Here is a 19822-nt window from a genome sequence, read left to right on the forward strand (position 1 = left end):
AACTCTTTGCCGCAAATCCAAAGAATGAGTCGGCATTCCTTTCTCTCCTTCCTCTTGAATACCTGTACCCTATTTTAAATTAAAAGGCTGTATCTTTTGTGTCCTTCAGAATTTTAGAGCTGCTCCCGCCTCAGCCTAGCCGGGCGAGATGAAGTATTGACATACTCCCCAGCCCTTTGGGGCGGGGATCCTAGCTCCCCTCTGTCCCCCCGTATACGGGGGGTTTGGGGGTTCGGGGGAGAACGTCAACAGTCTGGTGAAGCAGAGACTTTGAGCAAGGGCAGCTCCCGTCCACAACCCGGCAGTTCCTTCCGGGAACAGCTTGGAAGGGGGCCATGTATTGGGCGGGCGCTTTTCCTTAAGGGTGGGGCAGGGCTAAGATAGCGGGAAAGGTTTCGTTACCTGTCGGCCCATGCCCCTTGCCTCTGAGACCGAGTCCTCGCAGCAAGCTCCGGCAACACCTGAGCCTTCTCGGGTGCCAGATCCGGAGTTTCCCTACGAGGTCGAGATGAGCTTGATGGAGCATCTGGAGGAGTTGCGTAGCCGCCTCTTGGCCAGTGTCATTGCGGTGGCCCTGTGTATCGTCGCCTGTTTTCTGGTGGTGAACCGCATCGTCGCCCTGCTGGAGGTGCCCGCTCAGGGGGTGACCTTCTTGCAACTGGCGCCGGGCGAGTATTTTTTCGTCTCTATGAAAGTGGCGGCATATTCGGGGCTGCTCTTGGCCACGCCCTTTGTGCTCTACCAAATTGCCCGCTTCGTCTTGCCAGGGCTGAGCGTCAAGGAGCGCAAGCTGTTGGGGCCGGTGGTGCTCGGATCCAGCCTTTTGTTTGTGGCTGGCTTGGTCTTTGCCTACTACCTCCTCATTCCGGCGGCGCTCAACTTCTTCATTCGCTATGGGGAAGGGGTGGTGGATCAGGCCTGGTCCATCGACCGCTACTTTGAGTTTGTGCTGCTGCTGATGTTCAGCACTGGCTTGGCCTTTCAGGTGCCGATTTTGCAGGCGCTGCTGGGAGCTTTGGGCCTGGTAACTGCTGAGCAGATGTTCAAGGGTTGGCGCTATGTTGTCCTAGGTTCGGTGGTGGCGGGGGCCATTCTCACCCCTTCCACGGATCCCCTCACCCAGAGCCTCCTGGCTGGCGCGGTAACGTTCCTGTACTTGTTTGGCATTCTCCTGGTGAAGCTGCTTGGCAAATGACCCAAGGCCGCAGACCTTGATTCTGCCAGCGGGGTCTCCGGCCCGGGAAAGAGAAACGCCAATGGATAAACTCTACCTTCTCACCAAGTTGCTCAGCGGCAACAGTCGGGACTGCAGCCCTGGCTAGCGCCGGGGTTCCGGCATCCACCCCCATCGGCAAGAGACGGCTCCACCGCCAGCGGGGGGAGAGCGGGCCCGGCCCGCCTTGAACTGGAAGGGATCCCGGCCAATTTTCCCGGGCAGGGTATTTCAACGGCGGATTGGCCCGCCTCACTCTGCCAGCGTACCGCTCGCCAGCCCACCAGGGACGAGAGGCCTGTTCGCAAGCCCTGGGTGGGTTGGTGCGGTTGTCAGAAGAGGCGGTTTTGGTGCCTGCTGTAGCCTCTGGGCCAGCGAGGGCAAACGGCGGCTCGCTGCGCTGCTGAGCTCTTCTCAAAGGGAGGTTTGGCCGATGGGCAAAGAGAAATTGGCTTTTGACCAACCAGTCTTCTAAAGTTCTATGGTTGCTTGGACTTTTCTCCCGAAGACAAATCCTTATCCTCCCAAAACCTACGATCCTGCTTACCCAGTCGGCAGCTACTGGGACAGCACAATACCAGATTCCAGTTGGCGACATCCGGCGCCTCTGCAAGGGCAGGTTGAGGCCGAGGTGGCCATCATAGGAGGAGGATTGACGGGGCTATCGACGGCCCTGCACCTGGCCCGCGATCACGGCATCTCGGCTTGCCTGCTGGAGGCGGGATCCCTGGGCTGGGGCGCCTCCGGGCGCAACGGCGGCTTCTGCGGAGTGGGGGCGAGCTACCTCACCCATGCCCAAATGGTGCGGCGGGTAGGCCTGGCGGAGACGGAGCGCTACTACCGGGATCAGCGGCAGGCGGTGGAGACCGTGCAAGAGCTGGCCGCTGCCGAGGGCTTTTCCCTGGATGCCCAGGGAGAAGGTTGGTACGCAGTAGCCCACCGCCCCAGCGCTTGGCGGGAGTTGGAGGCCGAATACCAGATCTACGCCCAGGTGGCCGGCTACCCAGTTCAGCTCCTCAGCCCCAAAGAGCTGCGGGAACGGGGCTTCGACAGCCGCGAGAACCACGGCGCCCTCCACATCGGGGTGGGGTTTGGCCTCAACCCCCTCAAGCTTGCCCAAGGGCTGGCCCAGGCCGCCCAGAAATGGGGAGCGCAATTGCACAGCGCCAGCCGGGTCGTTGCCTGGGAAAAGGTTGGCTCCCGCCACCTTTGCCATACGCCCGGGGGAACGGTGCGGGCACGGCACCTGGTCATCGCCACCAATGGCTACACGCCGGCCAACCTCTACCCCCAATTGGCCGGATCCCTGTTGCCGGTGCTTTCCAACATTCTGGTCACCCGGCCTCTGACGCCGGCAGAGCGAAGGGCTCAGGGCTGGTGGGATCCGACGCCGATCTACGACACGCGACGGCTGCTGTTCTACTACCGTCTCCTGCCGGATGGGCGCTTGCTGTTTGGGGGGCGGGACGGCACCTGCGATGCCCCAAGGGAACGCCAGCGCCTGCGGGCCTGGATGGCGCGGCAGCTCTACCGCCTCTTTCCCGCCTGGGAGGGGGTGGAGATCGAGTACGCCTGGAACGGCTTGGTTTGCCTCTCCCGCCAGCTTCACCCCCACATCGGCCCTTCGCCGACGGATCCCAGCCTCTGGTACGGCCTGGCCTACCACGGCAGCGGCGTGGCCACAGGGGTGTGGGCAGGCAAAATCCTGGCCCAGGAGATCGCCGGCATCCGACCCCAAATTAGCGCCCTCTTCCGCCAGCCACCCCGCCTTTTCCCTTTCCCCTGGCTGCGGCTTCACTACCTGCGGCTGGGGTATCTTTGGTGGCAGTTGACAGACGGATAGTTCCTTCAGGTGTGCGGGAGAGCCCCCTATTCGCTGCAGAAGTCCTGTCGTAATCTAGTCCTAGTCCTAGTTCGGCCTTGCCTTGGCCTCTCGCCATTGCCTGTCGTTCCTTGCTGAGGTACCCAGTGCTGCCCACAGCTTGTTATCGGCCTGATCAGGACTCGGTCATTCTAGAGGGTCCCTCTGTTTCCCAGATCCCACCGACAGCCTGCCGCCGCCGACGGCTCTCCCCAGGGGGGCAGCGGCTGGGGCTTGCTCTGCTGCTGAGCCTGCCCACCATGTTTTTGCCCTGGCCCGCTTTTGCCCAGATCGCCAGCTCCTTGCTCAATCCTCTGGTGGCCGCCTGGATTCGCTCTGAGGTGCAGCAGGTGGACAACTTGCGGGTGCAGATCGCCGGTTCCGACGCCCAGATTTTGAACGGCCAGATCCCCCAGGCCCAGGTGTCGGGAGACAACCTCATCTATCAGGGATTCCAGGTCAGCCACCTGCGGCTGCAGGGCCAGGATATTCGCCTCAATGTAGGGGAAGCCATCCAGGGACGTAGTCCCCTGCGGCTGTTGGCCCCCGTGCCGGTGCAGGTGAGCTTGCGCCTCACCGAAGACGATCTCAACCGCAGCCTTCAGGCTCCCCTCATCCAGTCCCAACTGGCCCAGGCGCAGGTGCAACTGCCCTTTGGAGGTCAAGCGGTGCCCTTCTTGATCCGCCAGCCCCAGGTCACCTTGCAGCAAAATCGGCTGCGCATCCAGGCCCAATTGGTTACTCCCGAGGGGGTGGAGGTGCCGGTTACGGTGCTAACTGGGCTACAGGCTCAGGGTCCCAACCAGTTGCGGCTGGTCAATCCCCTGTGGGTGAGCGAAGGGCAGGAGATCCCCATCCCCGGCCTGGCGGATTTTCCCATCCAGTTGGATCCAGGCGTGCGCATCGATCGCCTGGAGTTGCAGCCTGGCCAAATCCTCTACGAGGGCATGTTGGTCATCTACCCGGAGGCGGCGGCAGTGCCGCAGGGGTAGCGGGTTGTCGCCAGGGCTTGACCACTTGAGCTTGCCTTTGGGCGGTGCCAGCGGGATCTGCGGTGGCCAAGTTGTGATCGGGATCAAACCCAAGGTTGGGCTGCTGGGCGAGAATCCCTCTAGCCGTTGCCAAGCGGTCGCGGAGGGGTGGTGTATTGAGGTGAGTTCATGGTTTGGGGATCGCCGCCGCTACAACCCAGTGTTAGGCCCCTGCTCTTGGGGACTCTGCCGCTAATCCTGTCGCTGGTGTTGCTGGGGGGATGTTCCAGCGACGCCTTCTCCACGGTGCCCCTGGATGGGACGGCTGCCGGCACACGCACAGCCACGCCCCCCGGGCGAACTTTCTCCGATATTCCGCCCGGCCGGGATCCCCTTCTGAAGCACCTTTGGGCCAGCTTTGTGATCACGTCTGAGCAGTTGCAATCTGCCCGCAAGGCTCCCATCTCTCTCCATCCGCAGGCTCTCCTTCCCTGCACCGACTGCGAGAGCTTGGCAGAGCAGCTGGGATCCCTGCTCCCCACCCCCTCCTCCCGCGCCTTGGGCACCTATCGGCCTGACCAGCTCACACTCTCTTTCCGAGTTGAGCCCCACAAGACGTTTACCCGCCTCAGCGGCAGCTTTCACCTGGATACCACCACGCCCCTAGTTCACCCTGGCGAGGGGGTGCGCCTGGTGGTACAGCAGGCCTTCTGGGGGGACAAGGCCCTGGAGCCGCTGCCGCCCCCCCAGGACTTCTATGCCCGCCAGATGACTCAGGGTCGGTTCGAGGAGCGCACGTGGAGTTTCCCCTTCTCCCTCCCGGAGGCCGACGCCCCTGACCCCTCGCCGTCTCTACGGCTGCAGGTTGTCCTCACCTCCCCCATCCCGCCCGATTCTGCCCCTTTTCAGCGGGGCAGGCCGCTGCCTCCCCCCACGAGCCGGCTGTATCATGGGGTCACTTGGTCGGGCATGCCAACTTGGGAGCAGCTTCTGGCCTATCGCCAGGCCATTGGCCAGCCCCCCGCCTGGGCAGCGGTGGAGCACCTCTGGGATCCGCGCCAGGATTTTCCCCAGCTCCTGGCCAATCGCCTGCGGGAGAGCGGCTCCGTTCCCTACCTACGCCTGCGGCTGCAGCCGGCCCACCTCTCTTCCCTGGCTGCGGGCGAACAGGATGAGACCTTGCGCTCTTGGGCTCGGGGCATCCAGCGCTTTGCCACCCCGATTATCCTGGCCGTAGCTGTCGGGGACGGGGATACAGAGCTGCAACGACGGGCCTACCGTCACCTGATACAAACCCTGCGCTCTGAGGCCAATTTGCTCTGGGTTTTAGAGCTGGAGGGAGCGGATAACGAGGCAGCGTCTGCCTGGGCCGCCTTGCCAGGGGTGGACTGGCTGAGCCTGGAGGTGAAGGGGGATCCCGAGACCTTTGAAGCGTTGTACCGTCGCCTTGTGGCCTTTAACCCCCAGTTGCCCCTGATCCTCAGCGGGCCGTCTCCCGACGCAGAAGCTGCCCAGCCCTTTTTGGAAGGCTTGCAAGCCGGGCGGTGGCTCCAGGTGATTGGCTGGAGCTGGGCCCTGGGCCCGCAGGGGATCCCGCCCGCGGCGGCGACAAACTGGCAGCAGCGTCTGCACCAGGGGGATCCCCCCCTCTGGCTGGGAGAAATGCGGGTGCAGCCTCCGCCCAGCCCTTCCCCTTCGCCCAAGCCCTGAGAAAAGCGCTTTGGCTGGAAAAACCCTCCCAAAACAGCGGATAATAGGCCAACCCACTGCTTTTTCTTTCGGTCTTCCCAGAATTGTGGCCCTGACCTGCCCACCACCGTCGCGCTTTGCCCAAGCCATCCAGCGGGGGGAATTTTTGCTCACGGCTGAGATCACCCCCCCCAAGGGATCCGACACCAGCACCCTGCTCTCTCTGGCCCAGCAGCTCAAGGGCCGGGTGCATGCCGTCAACATCACGGACTCCAACCGCGCCATGGCCCGCATGAGCCCCCTGGCCGCCTCGCTGCTGTTGCAGCAGGCGGGCGTTGAACCCATCCTGCAGCTGGCCTGCCGGGATCGCAACCGCCTGGCTCTGCAGGGGGATCTGTTGGGGGCCTCAGCGCTCGGCCTGCGCAACGTGCTGGCCCTCACCGGGGATCCCATCCAGGTGGGGGATTGCCCCGATGCCCGCCCAGTCTTTGACCTGGAATCGGTGCGTCTGCTGCAGCTTATCCAACGCCTCAACAACGGCCTCGACTGCAACGGCAAGCCCCTCCCCGACGGCGGCACCTGTCTGTTCCCGGGGGCAGCCGTAGAGCCGCAATCCCCCAGCTTTTCCGGCCTGGAGCGGCGCTTCCACCGCAAGCTGGAGAACGGAGCCCAGTTTTTCCAAAGCCAGATGGTGACCGACTTCGAGCAACTGGAGCGCTTCATGGACAAGCTGGGCCGCCCCGCCGGCAAGCCCATCCTGGCGGGCATCTTCCTGCTCAAATCCGCCAAAAACGCCCTCTTCATCAACCGCAACTTGCCGGGGGTGCAGATCCCGGACGCCATTATCCAGCGGCTGGCCGATGCCCCCGATCCCCTCGAAGAAGGGATCCGCATTGCTGCTGAACAGGTGCGCCAGGCCCGCCAGATCTGTCACGGCGTGCACCTGATGGCCGTCAAGGCCGAACACCTCATCCCGCACATCCTGGACGAGGCCGGGATCCCGCCCCTGAGCAGCTAGCTCAACACCTGCTCCAAGCCGTAGACCAGCCCCTTGAGCTGCAGCACCTTGCGAATGCCCAGGATCACTCCCGGCATGAAGGCCATCCGATCCGTGATGTCGTGTCTCAAGGTCAACGTCTGCCCCATGCCGCCGAAGATCACCTCCTGGTGGGCAATAAGCCCCGGCAGGCGAACGCTGTGGATGGGGATGTTGGGGCCGGGGATCCCTCCCCGCGAGCCGGGGATCAGCTCCTTTTCTTCCACCTCAGGCGGGTTAAAAGCTTTGCCCAGTTGTCCCAGCCGCTGCGCCGTCTGCAGAGCCGTGCCGCTGGGGGCATCGACCTTGCGGTTGTGGTGCAGCTCGACAATCTCCACGTGATCGAAATATTGGGCCGCCTGCAGCGCCATCTGCTGCAGCAGGATCATGCCGATGGCAAAGTTGGGCGCAATTAGACAGCCCACACCGGACTTATCCGCCAGATCCCTCAGCCGCTCCACCTGCTCCGGCGTCAGGCCCGTCGTCCCCACCACCGGCCGCACCCCAAACGCAATGGCCGAGCGGACGTTTTCATACACAGAGCGCGGATGGGTGAAATCCACCATGACGCCTCGGGCGCTCCGCTGCGACAGCCGCAGCAACTGGCCCGCCAGGTCGTCGGTAATCTCGACTCCCAGGGATCCCAGGCCCAACACCTCGCCAATGTCCGAGCCCAACTGGGAACGGGCCACCGCCCCCACCAACTTCATGTCGGGGGTTTGGGCCACCGCCCGCACCACCTCCCGCCCCATCTTGCCCAGGGCTCCCACCACCAAGACCGGGATGGGCTCAGAAGCCGCCGTCCCCTCCCCAATGGCGGCGCCCTCTTCTCGTCTTTTTTGCTCGACTGCTGTGGTCACCACCTGCCCCCTTGCCTAACCTAGCGCCGGATCCCCGAGCGGAGCCTCACAATTTCACCTCGATGTCCACCCCTGCCGGCAGATCCAGCTTCATCAAAGCATCGATGGTTTTGGAAGAGGGGGAGTAGATGTCGATAATGCGGCGGTGGGTGCGAACTTCAAAATGTTCCCGCGAATCCTTGTCCGTGTGGGGGGAACGCAGCACACAGTAGAGGCGACGCCGCGTCGGCAAAGGGATCGGGCCAACTGGCACAGCCTCCGTGCGGCGGGCCGTGTCCACGATTTTGTTGCAGGAAGTATCCAGTAGCCGATGGTCGTAGGCCTTTAGGCGGATACGAATTTTTTGTTGGGTCAAGGTAGCCATAGTCGGAGAGAAGGTAGGGTGTACTCAAAAAAATGGCAGGGATCGAGCTTGCCTGGAGTGACCAGCGCCCAATCCCTGCCAAGAGAAAGCCGCTTACTTCAGGATCTTAGAGACCACACCGGCCCCTACGGTACGACCGCCCTCACGAATGGCAAAGCGCATCCCTTGCTCGATGGCGATGGGCTGGATCAGCTCTACCGTCATCCTGACGCGGTCGCCGGGCATCACCATCTCCGGCTTAGAGCCGTCGTCAGCCGTGAAGGAAGTGATGGTGCCGGTGACGTCGGTGGTACGCACGTAGAACTGAGGACGATAGCCGGCAAAGAAGGGGGTGTGACGTCCGCCCTCTTCCTTCTTGAGGACGTAAACCTCCGACTCGAACTGGGTGTGAGGAGTGATGGTCTTGGGCTTGGCCAGCACCATGCCCCGCTCCACCTCGTTCTTCTGAATACCCCGCAACAACACACCCACGTTGTCGCCGGCAATCCCCTCGTCCAGCGTCTTCTGGAACATCTCTAGACCGGTAACGGTGGTGGAACGGGTTTCTCGCAATCCCACCAGCTCCACGGTTTCGCCAACTTTGATGCGGCCCCGCTCGATCCGGCCCGTCGCCACCGTGCCGCGACCGGTGATCGAGAAGACATCTTCCACTGCCATCAGGAAGGGCTTGTCCACATCCCGCTCCGGCGTTGGAATGTAGGAGTCTACCGCATCCATCAGCTCGTAGATCTTGTCCACCCAGGGATCCTCACCCCGCTGGGTTTTGGGGTTGGCCTGCATCCTTTCCAGAGCCTTGAGAGCGGATCCTCTGACGATGGGGATTTCGTCGCCGGGGAAGTCGTACTTGGAGAGGAGCTCCCGTATCTCCAGCTCCACCAGCTCCAGCAGCTCCTCGTCGTCCACCATGTCCACCTTGTTGAGGAAGACCACCAAGCTGGGTACCCCCACCTGACGGGCCAACAGGATGTGCTCCCGCGTCTGCGGCATCGGCCCATCGGCCGCCGAGACCACCAGGATGGCCCCATCCATCTGGGCCGCGCCCGTGATCATGTTTTTCACGTAGTCGGCGTGGCCGGGGCAGTCCACGTGGGCGTAGTGACGCTTCTCCGTCTGGTACTCCACGTGGGCAGTGTTGATAGTGATACCGCGGGCTCTCTCCTCTGGCGCTGCGTCAATCTCGTCGTAGCGCTTGGGCGCCGCTTGGCCGAGGGCAGCCAAGGTCATGGTAATGGCGGCGGTCAACGTCGTCTTACCATGGTCCACGTGGCCAATGGTGCCAACATTAACGTGGGGTTTGGTGCGTTCGAACTTAGGGCGTGCCATGAATCCTCACTTCCTTTTTCAGTTAGCTACGTTTCCTTTGCTTTTGACAATGATGGCTTCCGCGATATTGCGAGGAACTTCCTCGTAGTGGCTGAACTCCATCGTAAAGATGCCCCGCCCTTGGGTTTTGGAGCGGATGTCGGTGGCATATCCAAACATCTCCGCCAAGGGAACCTTGGCATTGACCTTGGAGATGCCGCCCTCTGTACTCATCCCCTCCATCTGGCCGCGACGGGCGTTGATGTCTCCGATAACATCCCCGACGAAGGCTTCGGGAACTTCCACCTCCACCTTCATCATCGGCTCCAGCAGGACGGGGTTGGCTCTGCGAGCAGCCTCCTTCAACGCCATCGAGCCGGCGATCTTGAAGGCCATTTCGCTGGAGTCCACCTCGTGGTAGGAGCCGTCCACCAGCGTGACGCGAATATCGATCAAAGGATAGCCAGCCAAGACGCCGGACTCGCAGGCTTCGCGGATCCCTTGCTCGGCAGGCGGAATGTACTCTTTGGGGATGACACCACCCACAATTTTGGAGACAAACTCGAACCCCGTGCCCGGCTCTGCCGGCTCCAGGTCGATGACCACATGGCCGTACTGGCCGCGGCCGCCAGTCTGGCGGATGAACTTCCCTTCCACGCGGCTAACTGGCTTGCGGATGGTTTCGCGGTAGGCCACTTGGGGGTTGCCCACGTTGGCTTCTACGTTGAACTCCCGCAGCATGCGATCCACCAGAATCTCCAGGTGGAGCTCGCCCATGCCGGAGATGATGGTTTGGTTGGTCTCCGGATCCACCGAGACGCGGAAGGTGGGATCCTCCTTGGCCAGGGCCTGCAGCGCTTTGGAGAGTTTGTCGATATCGGCTTTGGTCTTGGGCTCGACAGCCACCGAGATTACCGGCTCGGGGATATATAGGGACTCCAGGATCACCGGCGCGTTTTCGTCGCAGAGGGTGTCCCCAGTGGTGGTATCTTTCAGGCCCAACACAGCCCCCAGATCGCCTGCCCGCAGCTCATCTACATCCAGACGCTCGTCCGCCTTGAGCACCACTAGGCGGGAGATGCGCTCCTTTTTGTTCTTGGTGGAGTTGAGCACATAGGTGCCCTTGGTTAGCACCCCAGAGTAAACGCGGATAAAGGTGAGGTCTCCGTACTTGTCGCTCATCAGCTTGAAGGCCAGGGCGGAGAAGGGCTCATCGTCGCTGGCTTTGCGCGACACCTCCGACCCATCCGGCAATACCCCCTTGATGGCGGGAATATCGATGGGAGAGGGAAGGTAGTCCACCACCGCGTCCAGCAGCATCTGCACACCCTTGTTCTTGAAGGCAGAGCCGCACAGCATGGGCACAATTTGGCCGCTGATGGTGCCTTTGCGCAGACCAGCCATTAGGTCGGCTTCGCTCAGATCCTCCTCGGCAAAGTACTTCTCCATCAGGGCCTCGTCGGTCTCGGCCACTGCTTCCACCAGCTTGGCCCGGTATTCCGCCACCAGATCCTTCATCTCCTCCGGGATGGGGGCAGGGCGAATGTCCTTGCCGATCTCATCCATGTAGATATTGGCCTGCAAGCGCACCAGATCGACGATGCCGCGGAACTCGTCTTCCGCCCCGATGGGCAGTTGGATCGGCACGGCGTTGGCTTTGAGGCGCTCCCGGATCTGGTTATAAACCTTGAGGAAATTGGCCCCCATGCGATCCATTTTGTTGACAAAGGCAATGCGGGGCACATTGTAACGATTGGCCTGCCGCCAGACGGTTTCCGACTGCGGCTGCACGCCCCCTACCGAGTCGAAGACGGCGATCACCCCGTCCAGCACCCGCATCGAGCGCTCCACCTCGATGGTGAAGTCCACGTGCCCTGGCGTGTCGATGATGTTGATGGTGTATTCCGGCGCGCCGGCGAGAGGTTGGGAGGGGTTTTTCGGATCCCGCTTGGTCCAACGGGTAGTGATGGCCGCGGCCGTGATGGTGATGCCCCGCTCCCGTTCCTGAGCCATCCAGTCGGTTACCGTGGTTCCCTCGTGAACCTCGCCAAGCTTATGCACCAGACCGGAATAGAAGAGGATCCGTTCTGTGGTCGTGGTCTTGCCAGCATCGATGTGGGCCGCGATACCAATATTTCGAACTCGTTCCAGGGGAACTGTGCGTGCCACGTTAACCTCCCAATCCTCGTCGCCCTGCGACTCGGGCAAACTAAAAAAACCTTTACAATTCTAGTCTTTTTTGCCCCTTCTCCTCCAGATCCAGCCCAGCTCTCGGCAAATGGGAAGGGATCCCAACAACATCCTCCTTTGCTCGGCCAGCGGGGTTCAGTAGCGGTAGTGGGCAAAGGCTTTGTTGGCTTCGGCCATGCGATGGACTTCCTCTCGCCGGCGGATGGCGTTGCCGGTTTCGTTGGCCGCATCTATAATCTCATTGGCTAACTTGGCAGACATAGTGCGGCCTGGACGGGTGCGGGAAAAGGTGACTAGCCAGCGCAGCGCCAATGAGGTTCCTCGCTCCGCTCTGACCTCCACAGGCACCTGATAGGTGGCGCCGCCCACCCGCCGCGCTTTCACCTCCACCAAGGGGGTGGCGTTGCGAACGGCATTTTCCAGTACGGGCAGCGGATCCTGGCCGGTGCGCTCTCGCACAATCTCTAGAGCGTCGTAGAGGATCCTGGCGGCAAGAGAAGCCTTGCCCCTCATCATCAACTTGTGGATCAGCATGGTAACCAAACGGCTCCCGTACTTGGGATCTGGAGGCACGTCACGGCGAGGAGCACGGTTGCGGCGAGACATAGGAGCTGTAGAACTTGAAGGCAGGATGACGTCCAGAGGGAAACTATTTCTTCTTGCCAGCGGCGGCTGGGGCTTGGCCGGGCTTAGGCCGTTTTGCCCCGTATTTGGAGCGGCCTTGCTTGCGGTCTTTCACTCCTGCGGCGTCGAGCGTGCCCCGAATAATGTGATAGCGCACGCCGGGCAAGTCCTTGACCCTTCCGCCGCGAATCATGACCACCGAGTGCTCTTGTAGGTTGTGGCCAATGCCGGGGATGTAAGCAGTAACTTCAAAGCCAGAGGTGAGGCGAACCCGCGCCACCTTCCGCAAAGCTGAGTTGGGCTTCTTGGGCGTTGTCGTGTACACTCGGGTGCAAACTCCCCGCCGCTGAGGACATCCTTTCAGGGCAGGGGCCTTGGTCTTGCGAACAGCAGCCTTGCGCTCTTCGCGAATGAGTTGCTGAATGGTGGGCATGGGTTGGCTGAGAAGATCGCTACTCAATTATCCGGCAGTAGTAAATCCTAGCAAGGCGGGATCCCGGCGTCAACTTAAGGGATCAGCTTCTGGGCTGGTGGCTTGGCTGAGTGAGAATTTCAGCATCCTTGTTCCCCTCAGCTAGCCTAGAGGAGCTTCTGCACACCAGAAGGAACTCGCGAAAGGCGATGGGCTGGATGGATTGGTGGATTTTGCTCCCTTGTCCGCTCTGCCAGCGCCCGGCTAAGGCTGTGTTTTGTCCAGACTGTCAAAGGCGGCTGCAGGCGGAGCGGCTCGACTCTTGGCCGGTCACCACTTCGCCTTGGCCGCTTTATGCTTGGGGGATCCACCGGGGAGCGCTGCGCCGGGCCATCTATTGCCTGAAATATGAAGGACAGCGGCGCATTGGCGCGGTTTTGGGGGAATGGCTGGGATCCCGCTGGCTGGAGAGCCGACAGAAGCGTTCGGGATCCCAGGGAAGCCATGACCTGCTGTCTCGCCACGACTATACGGTGGTGCCCATCCCTCTGCATGCGGAGCGGCTGCGGCAGCGGGGCTACAACCAGGCGGCTTTGATCAGCCAAGCTTTTTGCGAGCGGACGGGTCTAAGACATTTACCTGACGCTCTGGTGCGGGTGCGGGCCACAGCGGCCCAACATGAGCTCAACCCCCTGCAACGCCAGCAGAACTTGGCAGGCGCCTTTGCTCTCAAGCGCGCTCCCGCCACGCCGGTGCTACTGGTGGATGACATCTACACCACCGGCTCCACCGTCCAAGCGGCGCAGCAGGTCTTGGTCGCTGCCGGGATCCCGGTGGCCGGGGTGATCGTCGTGGCCCAGGCGCAGCAAGCTGCCGACCGTTCCACCCTGCCCTGGCAGCTCCGACGGCGTGGCCAGGCTTGACTATCGGGCCTGTTGCAGGGCTGCCTGCCGGGGATCCACGTTGAGGAACACGGTGGCATCTCCCTCGACGCGGATGATGCGCAGAGGGGGCAGCGAGTCCGTCGGGTTTTGGATGCGCTCTTGCAGCTTCTCGTAGAACAGCAGATCCGCCAGTTGCGCGTTCTGCGCTGCCGCTTGTCCTTTCAGCTCAATGGCCCGCTGGTTGGCCGCCGCCAAGATCAGCAGCCGCTCGGTCTCTTTTTCCTGAATTTGCGCCCGCACTGCCGCCGTTTGTGCTGTAATCGAGGCCACCTGTTTGCGTTCAATCGAGTCTCTTAAGGCTTGTGGGAAATCGGGGTTGCCCAGAAACAGGCCCTCCACCTGCACCAGAGGCAGGGTTTGGCCATCGCGGTTGACAGTAGGCATCTCTTGGCGAATCAAGTCCAGCGCTCGTTGTTCGATGGCAGCCCGCTGGCTTTTCCGGTAAAAGTCTTCCGAATTGAAAGAGGCGGAGATATCCCGGATTTTGGAGCGCACCACCGGCACCACCACCGTGGAAAGATAGTTCTCGCCGATGCTGGCGTGCAGCTCATCCAAAGTGGCGAGGTTGGGCTTGAGGGCAATGGCCACATCGATGGCAAAGGCTTGTCCATCGGCGGTGTTCACGGTGATGGCGTTGCTGATGGCATTGGCCGAGGCGGGGTTGTTGGTAAACTCCCAAACGCGGGTGAGCACGGTGTAGGTGATCGGCGTTTCGATCCCTGGAATCCGGAAGATGACCCCCGGCAATTCTACCCGCCCCTTTTGCAGCCCGGAAAAGGTATTGAACACTACAGTGGCATGTCCGGGCAAAGTGACGTACAGGCAAGCGCGGAGCACTCCCAGGGCCGCCAAGACGGCGATCCCTCCTACGGTTAACCAACCCACTCTGCTTTGGGGTGCTTCTCCTGTTGGATACATGGCGGCTCCTCGTGGAAAGAGGATGAAAAAGTGCTGGTTGCTATTTGGTAACCAGAGTTTCCAGGCGGGATCCCAGTACCGCGGCTTTGACCACCTCTAGGTACTGCGGATTTTGGGTGAGGGCCTGTGCTTTGGCTCTCAATTGACCGGCTTCTGCCTCCGCTTGAGAAATGATGGCGCGGGCATCTTGGCGGGCCTGCTCGATCTCAAATTGCTTTTGCGCCAGTTGATTTTCGGCAATGGTTTTTGCCTCAATGGCCGCTACGAAATCAGGATCGAAATCCACATCCCGCAGCAGAAAATCCAAAACCTCGATGCCGTATTCCTTCAGCAGAAGAGCCACCCGTTCCCGAATTTGTCCTTGCAGCAGCGGGCGCTCCGTGGAATACAGAGCCTGGGCGGAAAAGCCGCTGGTCTCATTCAGAATGACCGACCGGACGATGGGGGCGATGCGATCCAGGTAATTTTCCCCCAGTTGCGTATAGACCTTGGGGGCGTCCACAATGCGAAACTGCAGCGTCGCCTCAGCCGCAATCTGCTGCCCATCCTGAGAAAGGGCCACCAGCCGCGGTGCGTAGGCGGTCGGGTCGTTGTCTTTCCAGGTCAGAGCTTGGGTTTTCACATCAAAGATGACTGTGCGAGAGACAAAGGGCGGCACCCAATGGAGACCAGGCTGCAAAGCCATCGGGCTCACCCCCCCTCCCCAGGTGAACACCACCATATTTTCTCCATTGCCCACCAGTCGCAGCGGCCTGCCCATCGCCACTAGGATCAATACGGCTCCGGCAAGGGTGGCCTTGGGCAACCAGCGACCAACTCGCCTCTCCCAACCTTCTGCTCGCATCTCCCCATCTCCTGCGCATGCAGCCATTCTCGCGGCTGTGGGGAAATGAGGCCGAGAAATCGCCGCTATCTTTTAAGTTTTCTCCAGGGATCCCGCGAGAGATCCCGCGCTTGCTCGCCCACTGTTCTCAACGATGTCGAGAACTCTACAAAGTTTACAAAAGATTACTTCATACTTTGCAAAGACCCGTGACAGACAAGCGAAAAGGGAAGAAGATTAAGACATAATAAAGATTTGGGTTGCCGTTCATGCTACCTACTGTCGACTACGAGCGGCGAGACATCCAAGTGCCACTCTCGTGCATCCCCGTTGCCGCCCGGGCCTTGATCCGGCAGGGGGTATCCGTCTGCTGGCGGGAAGAAAGCCTGTCTGCCCTAATTCGTCTGGGATCCAAAGGAGCCGCCGACCGAGCCGCCATTCTGCTGGTGGAAATGAGCCTCATGGGCCAACCGGAAGAGCTAAAAAACTGGCTGGAGATGTGCTGGCAACTGCCCGCTTGTCTCAGGGAACCGCTGCAGGTGTAGGATAAAGGATCACTGCAGTTCAAGAGCCTGCCTCGTCGAGGAGAAACTGGCTGCCGTAGCCGGTAACGATGCGGGTTCCATCTTTGAGGATATGGATTTCCACCTGGTCGCTGGCCCAATTAAGTTGGTTTTCCAGGGCAGGGTTAAAGACATGTACCCGCTGGTTGCGGGAAGAGACCAGCGAGTGGGGGGAGCGAATGGCCTGGGATTGCAGGTAGGGCCCGTCCACCAAAATATCCAGCTCTTGCAGCAGCTCCTGGGCGCCGGGAGGAGCCTGGGGGGATCGCAACTCTTCCAGCGTGAATCCACTGAAGGCCATCACCGTCAGCCCTTTCGCTTTCAGGAGCCGCGCCAAGCTGGCCAGGGCAGGAGCCTGCCAGAAGGGCTCCCCTCCCGAGAAGGTCACCCCCTCGTTTCTGGGGTTGCTGAGGATTTGCTCGGCCAGGTCGGTGATCTTCACCAGTTGGTTGACCTCAAACGGCCAAGAAGTAGGGTTGAAGCAGCCCGGGCACTCTCGCAGGCAGCCCTGCACCCAGACCACAGCGCGCCGGCCCGGCCCATTGACTTCCGACTCGTCTACATAGCCCATCAGGTTAAGATAGCCTCTCGGGATCCGCGCCTGAAAGTCCAGCGCTATCTTTGCCTTGGACATGGGTCACCTGCTGCAAAACGGCTTTGAGACTACTCTTAGCCTAGTGAGAAGCCGAACGCGAAAGCTGTAATCTTATAGTCAAATTAATGGAGATGTCTCCAAAGCGCTCCGCGCCGCTGACGCCCCCAACCCCTCTCCCTCTGGGAGAGGGGAGTTAGGGATCGACGAAGCAACCATTTCGTTAGTCAGGTAGGCTGCTGGTGGAAAAGAAAGGTTCTAGCTGATCATCGCGCTAGGCGCTATCCCTCCCCACGGTATAGACGGTGGGGTATCCCCCGCCTTCAGATGAAGCCAGGAGCCCCGGGCAGACTTTTCGGGATCCGGTACTCCACCATGAGCCCTGCTGCTCCTAGCTTTGCAGCAAAGTGTCTCGTATCTCGCCCGGGTAACGTGCCACCTTCCACCGCCAGCGACCGAACGCGCCATGGGCATTGACGGCTTGCACCCACTCGTCCAGATAGCGCCGCTTCACCCGGTCTAGTTCGGTGTCCTGTCCCTTTGTTTCCAGAATGAGCATGTCGCCGTTGGCCAGGCGCACAAGAAAATCTGGCCGATACTTCCGCACCACGCCGCGATACAGGTACAGGACTTCGAAGCCCAGATGGTCGTTCTTCGCCCAGGCGCTCACGGCACTGCTATTGTCCAATACGAAAGCATCCGACGCCTCCCACGTGCTGTCGTAGACGCAGACGTTGATGTGCGACTTGCGCGTGCGTTCACAAGGTTTGCTGGTGTACCAGGTGCGCATTTGGCCCGTCGAGCGGATCGGGTGGTCGCGATCGAAGACTGGCACAAGTTTCTCAGTGTTCTCCTGCCGCACCGCCTCGCAGACATGTTGCACAACTCGTGACAGGTTGAGGGTGATGATCAGCCGACGGCGCAGTTCGTCCTGATAAAAAAGAGGTGGGGAGATCAAAATCCGGTCAGAGCGAATGAACTGCTCGACAATCCGCACCAACTGCGCCAGCAAGATTTCGCGACTGCCTCTCCAGCTTTGCCTTACCTGATCGAACACATTGCGGGCAGTTTCGAAGATGATGCGCTGCGTGCGAAACTCTCGCGCCAACTTCTCCAGTTCGATACGGCTGATCTGGTTTACGTCGGGCTTGCCTTCGAGAATTGGTGCCAGTTCTGCCACTTGCGGCGTCTGAGCCGCGTCTAGTTCCAATGGCTGCACCTTTGACCAATCGAGAGTCAACGTTGGCTGAAGTAAGCGCTCGATGCGCACCACATTCGGCCAGCGGATCTCAAACTCCGCTTTGGCCGGGTCCGGTTCTACGGCGGTCTTGGGCGTTGGCGGGGGCGGCGGGCCATCTCCGCTATCCTCGTGCGGCAAGAAAGTAAAAGGCACGCCGAAGATATTGACGTATTCGGGCTCAAGCAGCCCCGTTTGTGGGTTGATCTCGTAGGATGTGCGGCGCAGGCCCCGGCCCACGACCTGCTCGCACAGAAGTTGGGAAGTGAAGGCCCGCAGCCCCATAATGTGCGTCACCGTCTTGGCATCCCAGCCCTCACTGAGCATCCCAACGGAAATGACGTTCTGGATTTTCTCGCCGGGCTGCCCCACCTGGCCCACCGTATCTACGATCTTTCGCAAACGTTCCGCCTGCTCTGCTTTGGTCAGCCGGCATTCGACCGGTACGTCCTCCTCTTCTCCATCATCGGCCTCGTCTGAAGCTTCCACCACTGCAGTGGACTCTTCCTTTGCCTCAGCCTCTTCTAGCACCTTCGAGTCGATGTGCAAGATTCCCTCCGAGTTACACAGCTCGTCAATGGGAATGCGCCGTGATTCGAAGGCGTGCTTGACCCGCGCTGCCGTCTCAGTGCGGTTACAGACAGTGATCATCACAGGCGGCGTGGGCAGGTCGGCTGCTTTCCAGGCCTTCCACGTCTCCCGCCAGTCGTAGCCCAGCAGGTAGTAGGCGTTCAGCACCAGATCCGGCAGCAGCTCTTCGGGATTGGCGCGTCGGTTGAGGTCGTCTTTCACCTCCGGGTCGTTGTAGATGTGGTATAGACGGGACTTGTAGGTTTTGGCATTGGGCACAGCGTCGTCACGCACTACAACGCGCGGGGTCTTGACCAGCCCCGATTCGATGGCGTCGTTCAGCCCGAAGTCGCTGACGATCCAGCCAAAGAGCGCCTCTTCACTGCTCTTCTTTCCCGAGGGCGCGAAGGGGGTGGCGGAGAAGTCGTAACAGGTGAGAATGCCGCGCGAACGGTGCAGCCGATCCAGGCCTCCAACCCACACCGTCGCTTCTTGGGCGCTGTCTTTTAAATCACGCTGGCGCAGGTACTTGCCTTCGGCTTCCCAGTTGACGCGCCAGGCGTGGTGCGCCTCGTCGTTGATGACCAGCAGGTTGTGCGCGTTGGCCATCTCGCCCAGCACCTCGCGCGTATAGGCTTCATCGCTCTTCGCGCCGCGTTTGTCCACGCTCTTCCGCTTTTTGATCTGCTCTTCGCTCTCCCAGGCCAGGGCATGCCAGTTGTGGACCAGCACCCGCCCCTGCCGCAGCTTGTCGAGCAGCGTGGACGGCACAATGTCGAACGCTTCGTAATAGTTACCGGCGCCCGCGGGCTCCAGCACCGCCAGCCGTTTCTTGACCGTCAGACCGGGGGCAACGACCAGCACGTTCTTCGAAAAGCGGGCATCTTGGGGGTTGGCCACTTTGTTAAGGATGTGCCAGGCAATCACCATCGCCATGACGATGGTCTTGCCCGTGCCGGTGGCCATCTTGCAGCACCGCCGATCAAAGTCCCCGCCGTCTCCCGGGATCTCAATGCCCACCCGCTCGGCAGCAGGCGCCTCGGTCAGCCAAATGAGCGTCTCGACGGCTTCCAATTGACAGAAGAAAAAGCGACGTCTGTCGAACTCCTCCGGGTCATGCCAGTGCGCCAAGAGCCGCCTGGTGATGCTGGTGATCCCGGGATAGCCTGCCTCGCGCCAGGCTTTGACGCGCGGGCGGATCTGGTTGACAAGCGGGATTTCAACGAAGATGCCCGGATCGTCGAAAGATTTGGAACCGGGAGTCGCTACCACGTAACCCGCTGGCCGCCGCCCTTCAACCAGTTCGAACGTACGCGTCTCGCGATCGTAGCGCCAGTGCTTCTTCGGCTCCTCGTAGGGAGAGTTGATGATCAAGCGGTCAATGGTAGTCCGGGCCATCGCTTTCCTCGCATTCTGTTGCTGCGCTGATCTGTTCCTTCGCCCAGTGGCACATCCGGGCAACCACGCTCGTCAGATCATCGTCAGAGGCGAGCGTGATTTCCAAATCGTCGTAGCGGAAGGCGACGGCAAAAGGGTTCAGCCGGCGCAGTTGGCTTTCCGTGACTGGCAGCGTCACGCCGCGATTCGCTAACAGGCGCGCCAGCTTGACCAGATCGTGTGTGCGCTCGAACTCGATCTGTTGCAGGAACAAGA

18 protein-coding genes are annotated in these 19822 nt (G+C 61.0%); 7 read left to right on the forward strand and 11 right to left on the reverse strand.

Annotated elements, in window-relative coordinates:
* Window positions 1-508 precede the first annotated feature (508 nt).
* From tatC to SYN60AY4M2_RS01720, 5 genes are all read left to right on the forward strand, one after another.
* Window positions 509-1195 carry a twin-arginine translocase subunit TatC gene (gene tatC, locus SYN60AY4M2_RS01700; protein WP_228375510.1) on the forward strand — a complete coding sequence of 229 codons (687 nt, stop codon included), beginning with the start codon at window positions 509-511 and terminating at the stop codon, window positions 1193-1195.
* A 649-nt stretch (window positions 1196-1844) separates the two neighbouring features.
* A complete protein-coding gene (locus tag SYN60AY4M2_RS01705; RefSeq protein ID WP_228375481.1) occupies window positions 1845-3056 on the forward strand; it encodes an FAD-dependent oxidoreductase in 1212 nt (403 codons plus the stop codon).
* A gap of 77 nt (window positions 3057-3133) precedes the next feature.
* The gene (locus tag SYN60AY4M2_RS01710; protein WP_240527677.1) at window positions 3134-4066 is read left to right on the forward strand and encodes a DUF2993 domain-containing protein; all 933 of its coding nucleotides are present in this window, start codon (window positions 3134-3136) and stop codon (window positions 4064-4066) included.
* A gap of 168 nt (window positions 4067-4234) precedes the next feature.
* Window positions 4235-5755 carry a hypothetical protein gene (locus tag SYN60AY4M2_RS01715; RefSeq protein WP_099812159.1) on the forward strand — a complete coding sequence of 507 codons (1521 nt, stop codon included), beginning with the start codon at window positions 4235-4237 and terminating at the stop codon, window positions 5753-5755.
* 85 nt (window positions 5756-5840) lie between these two features.
* The gene (locus SYN60AY4M2_RS01720; RefSeq protein ID WP_011430163.1) at window positions 5841-6752 is read left to right on the forward strand and encodes a methylenetetrahydrofolate reductase; all 912 of its coding nucleotides are present in this window, start codon (window positions 5841-5843) and stop codon (window positions 6750-6752) included.
* On the opposite strand, the gene dapB is transcribed toward SYN60AY4M2_RS01720, so the two are convergent.
* The 6 genes from dapB to rpsL form a co-directional block, all read right to left on the reverse strand.
* Window positions 6749-7585, reverse strand: a complete 837-nt coding sequence (gene dapB / locus SYN60AY4M2_RS01725; protein ID WP_041439013.1) for a 4-hydroxy-tetrahydrodipicolinate reductase — start codon at window positions 7583-7585, stop codon at window positions 6749-6751. The genes SYN60AY4M2_RS01720 and dapB overlap by 4 nt on opposite strands.
* Before the next feature lie 91 nt (window positions 7586-7676).
* On the reverse strand, window positions 7677-7994 hold the full coding sequence (gene rpsJ / locus SYN60AY4M2_RS01730) for a 30S ribosomal protein S10 (RefSeq protein ID WP_099812160.1): 318 nt from the start codon (window positions 7992-7994) through the stop codon (window positions 7677-7679).
* Window positions 7995-8087: 93 nt separating this feature from the next.
* Window positions 8088-9317: an elongation factor Tu gene (gene tuf, locus SYN60AY4M2_RS01735; RefSeq protein ID WP_099812161.1), complete on the reverse strand. Its 1230-nt coding sequence runs from the start codon at window positions 9315-9317 to the stop codon at window positions 8088-8090.
* An 18-nt stretch (window positions 9318-9335) separates the two neighbouring features.
* Window positions 9336-11465 carry an elongation factor G gene (gene fusA, locus SYN60AY4M2_RS01740; protein ID WP_099813196.1) on the reverse strand — a complete coding sequence of 710 codons (2130 nt, stop codon included), beginning with the start codon at window positions 11463-11465 and terminating at the stop codon, window positions 9336-9338.
* Between the two features lie 156 nt (window positions 11466-11621).
* A complete protein-coding gene (gene rpsG / locus SYN60AY4M2_RS01745) occupies window positions 11622-12092 on the reverse strand; it encodes a 30S ribosomal protein S7 (protein WP_011430158.1) in 471 nt (156 codons plus the stop codon).
* A 43-nt stretch (window positions 12093-12135) separates the two neighbouring features.
* On the reverse strand, window positions 12136-12543 hold the full coding sequence (gene rpsL / locus SYN60AY4M2_RS01750) for a 30S ribosomal protein S12 (protein ID WP_011430157.1): 408 nt from the start codon (window positions 12541-12543) through the stop codon (window positions 12136-12138).
* A 197-nt stretch (window positions 12544-12740) separates the two neighbouring features.
* Between rpsL and SYN60AY4M2_RS01755 the strand changes: the two genes are divergently transcribed.
* Window positions 12741-13445: a ComF family protein gene (locus tag SYN60AY4M2_RS01755; protein ID WP_011430156.1), complete on the forward strand. Its 705-nt coding sequence runs from the start codon at window positions 12741-12743 to the stop codon at window positions 13443-13445.
* On the opposite strand, the gene SYN60AY4M2_RS01760 is transcribed toward SYN60AY4M2_RS01755, so the two are convergent.
* A complete protein-coding gene (locus SYN60AY4M2_RS01760) occupies window positions 13446-14384 on the reverse strand; it encodes a prohibitin family protein (RefSeq protein WP_099812163.1) in 939 nt (312 codons plus the stop codon).
* A 40-nt stretch (window positions 14385-14424) separates the two neighbouring features.
* A complete protein-coding gene (locus tag SYN60AY4M2_RS01765; protein WP_011430154.1) occupies window positions 14425-15228 on the reverse strand; it encodes a prohibitin family protein in 804 nt (267 codons plus the stop codon).
* Between the two features lie 248 nt (window positions 15229-15476).
* Here SYN60AY4M2_RS01765 and SYN60AY4M2_RS01770 point away from each other — a divergent pair, with 248 nt between their 5' ends.
* Window positions 15477-15752 (forward strand): hypothetical protein, encoded by a 276-nt coding sequence (locus tag SYN60AY4M2_RS01770; protein ID WP_228375478.1) that lies wholly within the window; start codon window positions 15477-15479, stop codon window positions 15750-15752.
* A 19-nt stretch (window positions 15753-15771) separates the two neighbouring features.
* Here SYN60AY4M2_RS01770 and SYN60AY4M2_RS01775 read toward each other — a convergent pair whose 3' ends face one another.
* The 3 genes from SYN60AY4M2_RS01775 to SYN60AY4M2_RS01785 form a co-directional block, all read right to left on the reverse strand.
* Entirely contained in the window at window positions 15772-16404 is a 633-nt protein-coding gene (locus SYN60AY4M2_RS01775; RefSeq protein WP_099812164.1) for a 4Fe-4S single cluster domain-containing protein, read from the reverse strand.
* Window positions 16405-16753: 349 nt separating this feature from the next.
* Window positions 16754-19567, reverse strand: a complete 2814-nt coding sequence (locus SYN60AY4M2_RS01780) for a DEAD/DEAH box helicase family protein (protein ID WP_099812165.1) — start codon at window positions 19565-19567, stop codon at window positions 16754-16756.
* Window positions 19548-19820, reverse strand: a complete 273-nt coding sequence (locus SYN60AY4M2_RS01785) for a HEPN domain-containing protein (protein WP_240527678.1) — start codon at window positions 19818-19820, stop codon at window positions 19548-19550. Before SYN60AY4M2_RS01785 ends, SYN60AY4M2_RS01780 begins: the two co-directional genes overlap by 20 nt.
* Window positions 19821-19822: the final 2 nt, after the last annotated feature.

The sequence above is a fragment of the Synechococcus sp. 60AY4M2 genome, assembly GCF_002760375.1.
Lineage (GTDB): Bacteria > Cyanobacteriota > Cyanobacteriia > Thermostichales > Thermostichaceae > Thermostichus.

Coding starts and splice junctions, on each gene's coding strand:
- SYN60AY4M2_RS01780 (WP_099812165.1), bottom strand. CDS start 19,567: ATGGCCCGGACTACCATTGACCGCTTGATCATCAACTCTCCCTACGAG.
- SYN60AY4M2_RS01760 (WP_099812163.1), bottom strand. CDS start 14,384: ATGTATCCAACAGGAGAAGCACCCCAAAGCAGAGTGGGTTGGTTAACC.
- rpsL (WP_011430157.1), bottom strand. CDS start 12,543: ATGCCCACCATTCAGCAACTCATTCGCGAAGAGCGCAAGGCTGCTGTT.
- SYN60AY4M2_RS01755 (WP_011430156.1), top strand. CDS start 12,741: ATGGATTGGTGGATTTTGCTCCCTTGTCCGCTCTGCCAGCGCCCGGCT.
- rpsJ (WP_099812160.1), bottom strand. CDS start 7,994: ATGGCTACCTTGACCCAACAAAAAATTCGTATCCGCCTAAAGGCCTAC.
- SYN60AY4M2_RS01775 (WP_099812164.1), bottom strand. CDS start 16,404: ATGTCCAAGGCAAAGATAGCGCTGGACTTTCAGGCGCGGATCCCGAGA.
- rpsG (WP_011430158.1), bottom strand. CDS start 12,092: ATGTCTCGCCGCAACCGTGCTCCTCGCCGTGACGTGCCTCCAGATCCC.
- SYN60AY4M2_RS01770 (WP_228375478.1), top strand. CDS start 15,477: ATGCTACCTACTGTCGACTACGAGCGGCGAGACATCCAAGTGCCACTC.
- SYN60AY4M2_RS01715 (WP_099812159.1), top strand. CDS start 4,235: ATGGTTTGGGGATCGCCGCCGCTACAACCCAGTGTTAGGCCCCTGCTC.
- SYN60AY4M2_RS01765 (WP_011430154.1), bottom strand. CDS start 15,228: ATGCGAGCAGAAGGTTGGGAGAGGCGAGTTGGTCGCTGGTTGCCCAAG.
- tatC (WP_228375510.1), top strand. CDS start 509: ATGAGCTTGATGGAGCATCTGGAGGAGTTGCGTAGCCGCCTCTTGGCC.
- tuf (WP_099812161.1), bottom strand. CDS start 9,317: ATGGCACGCCCTAAGTTCGAACGCACCAAACCCCACGTTAATGTTGGC.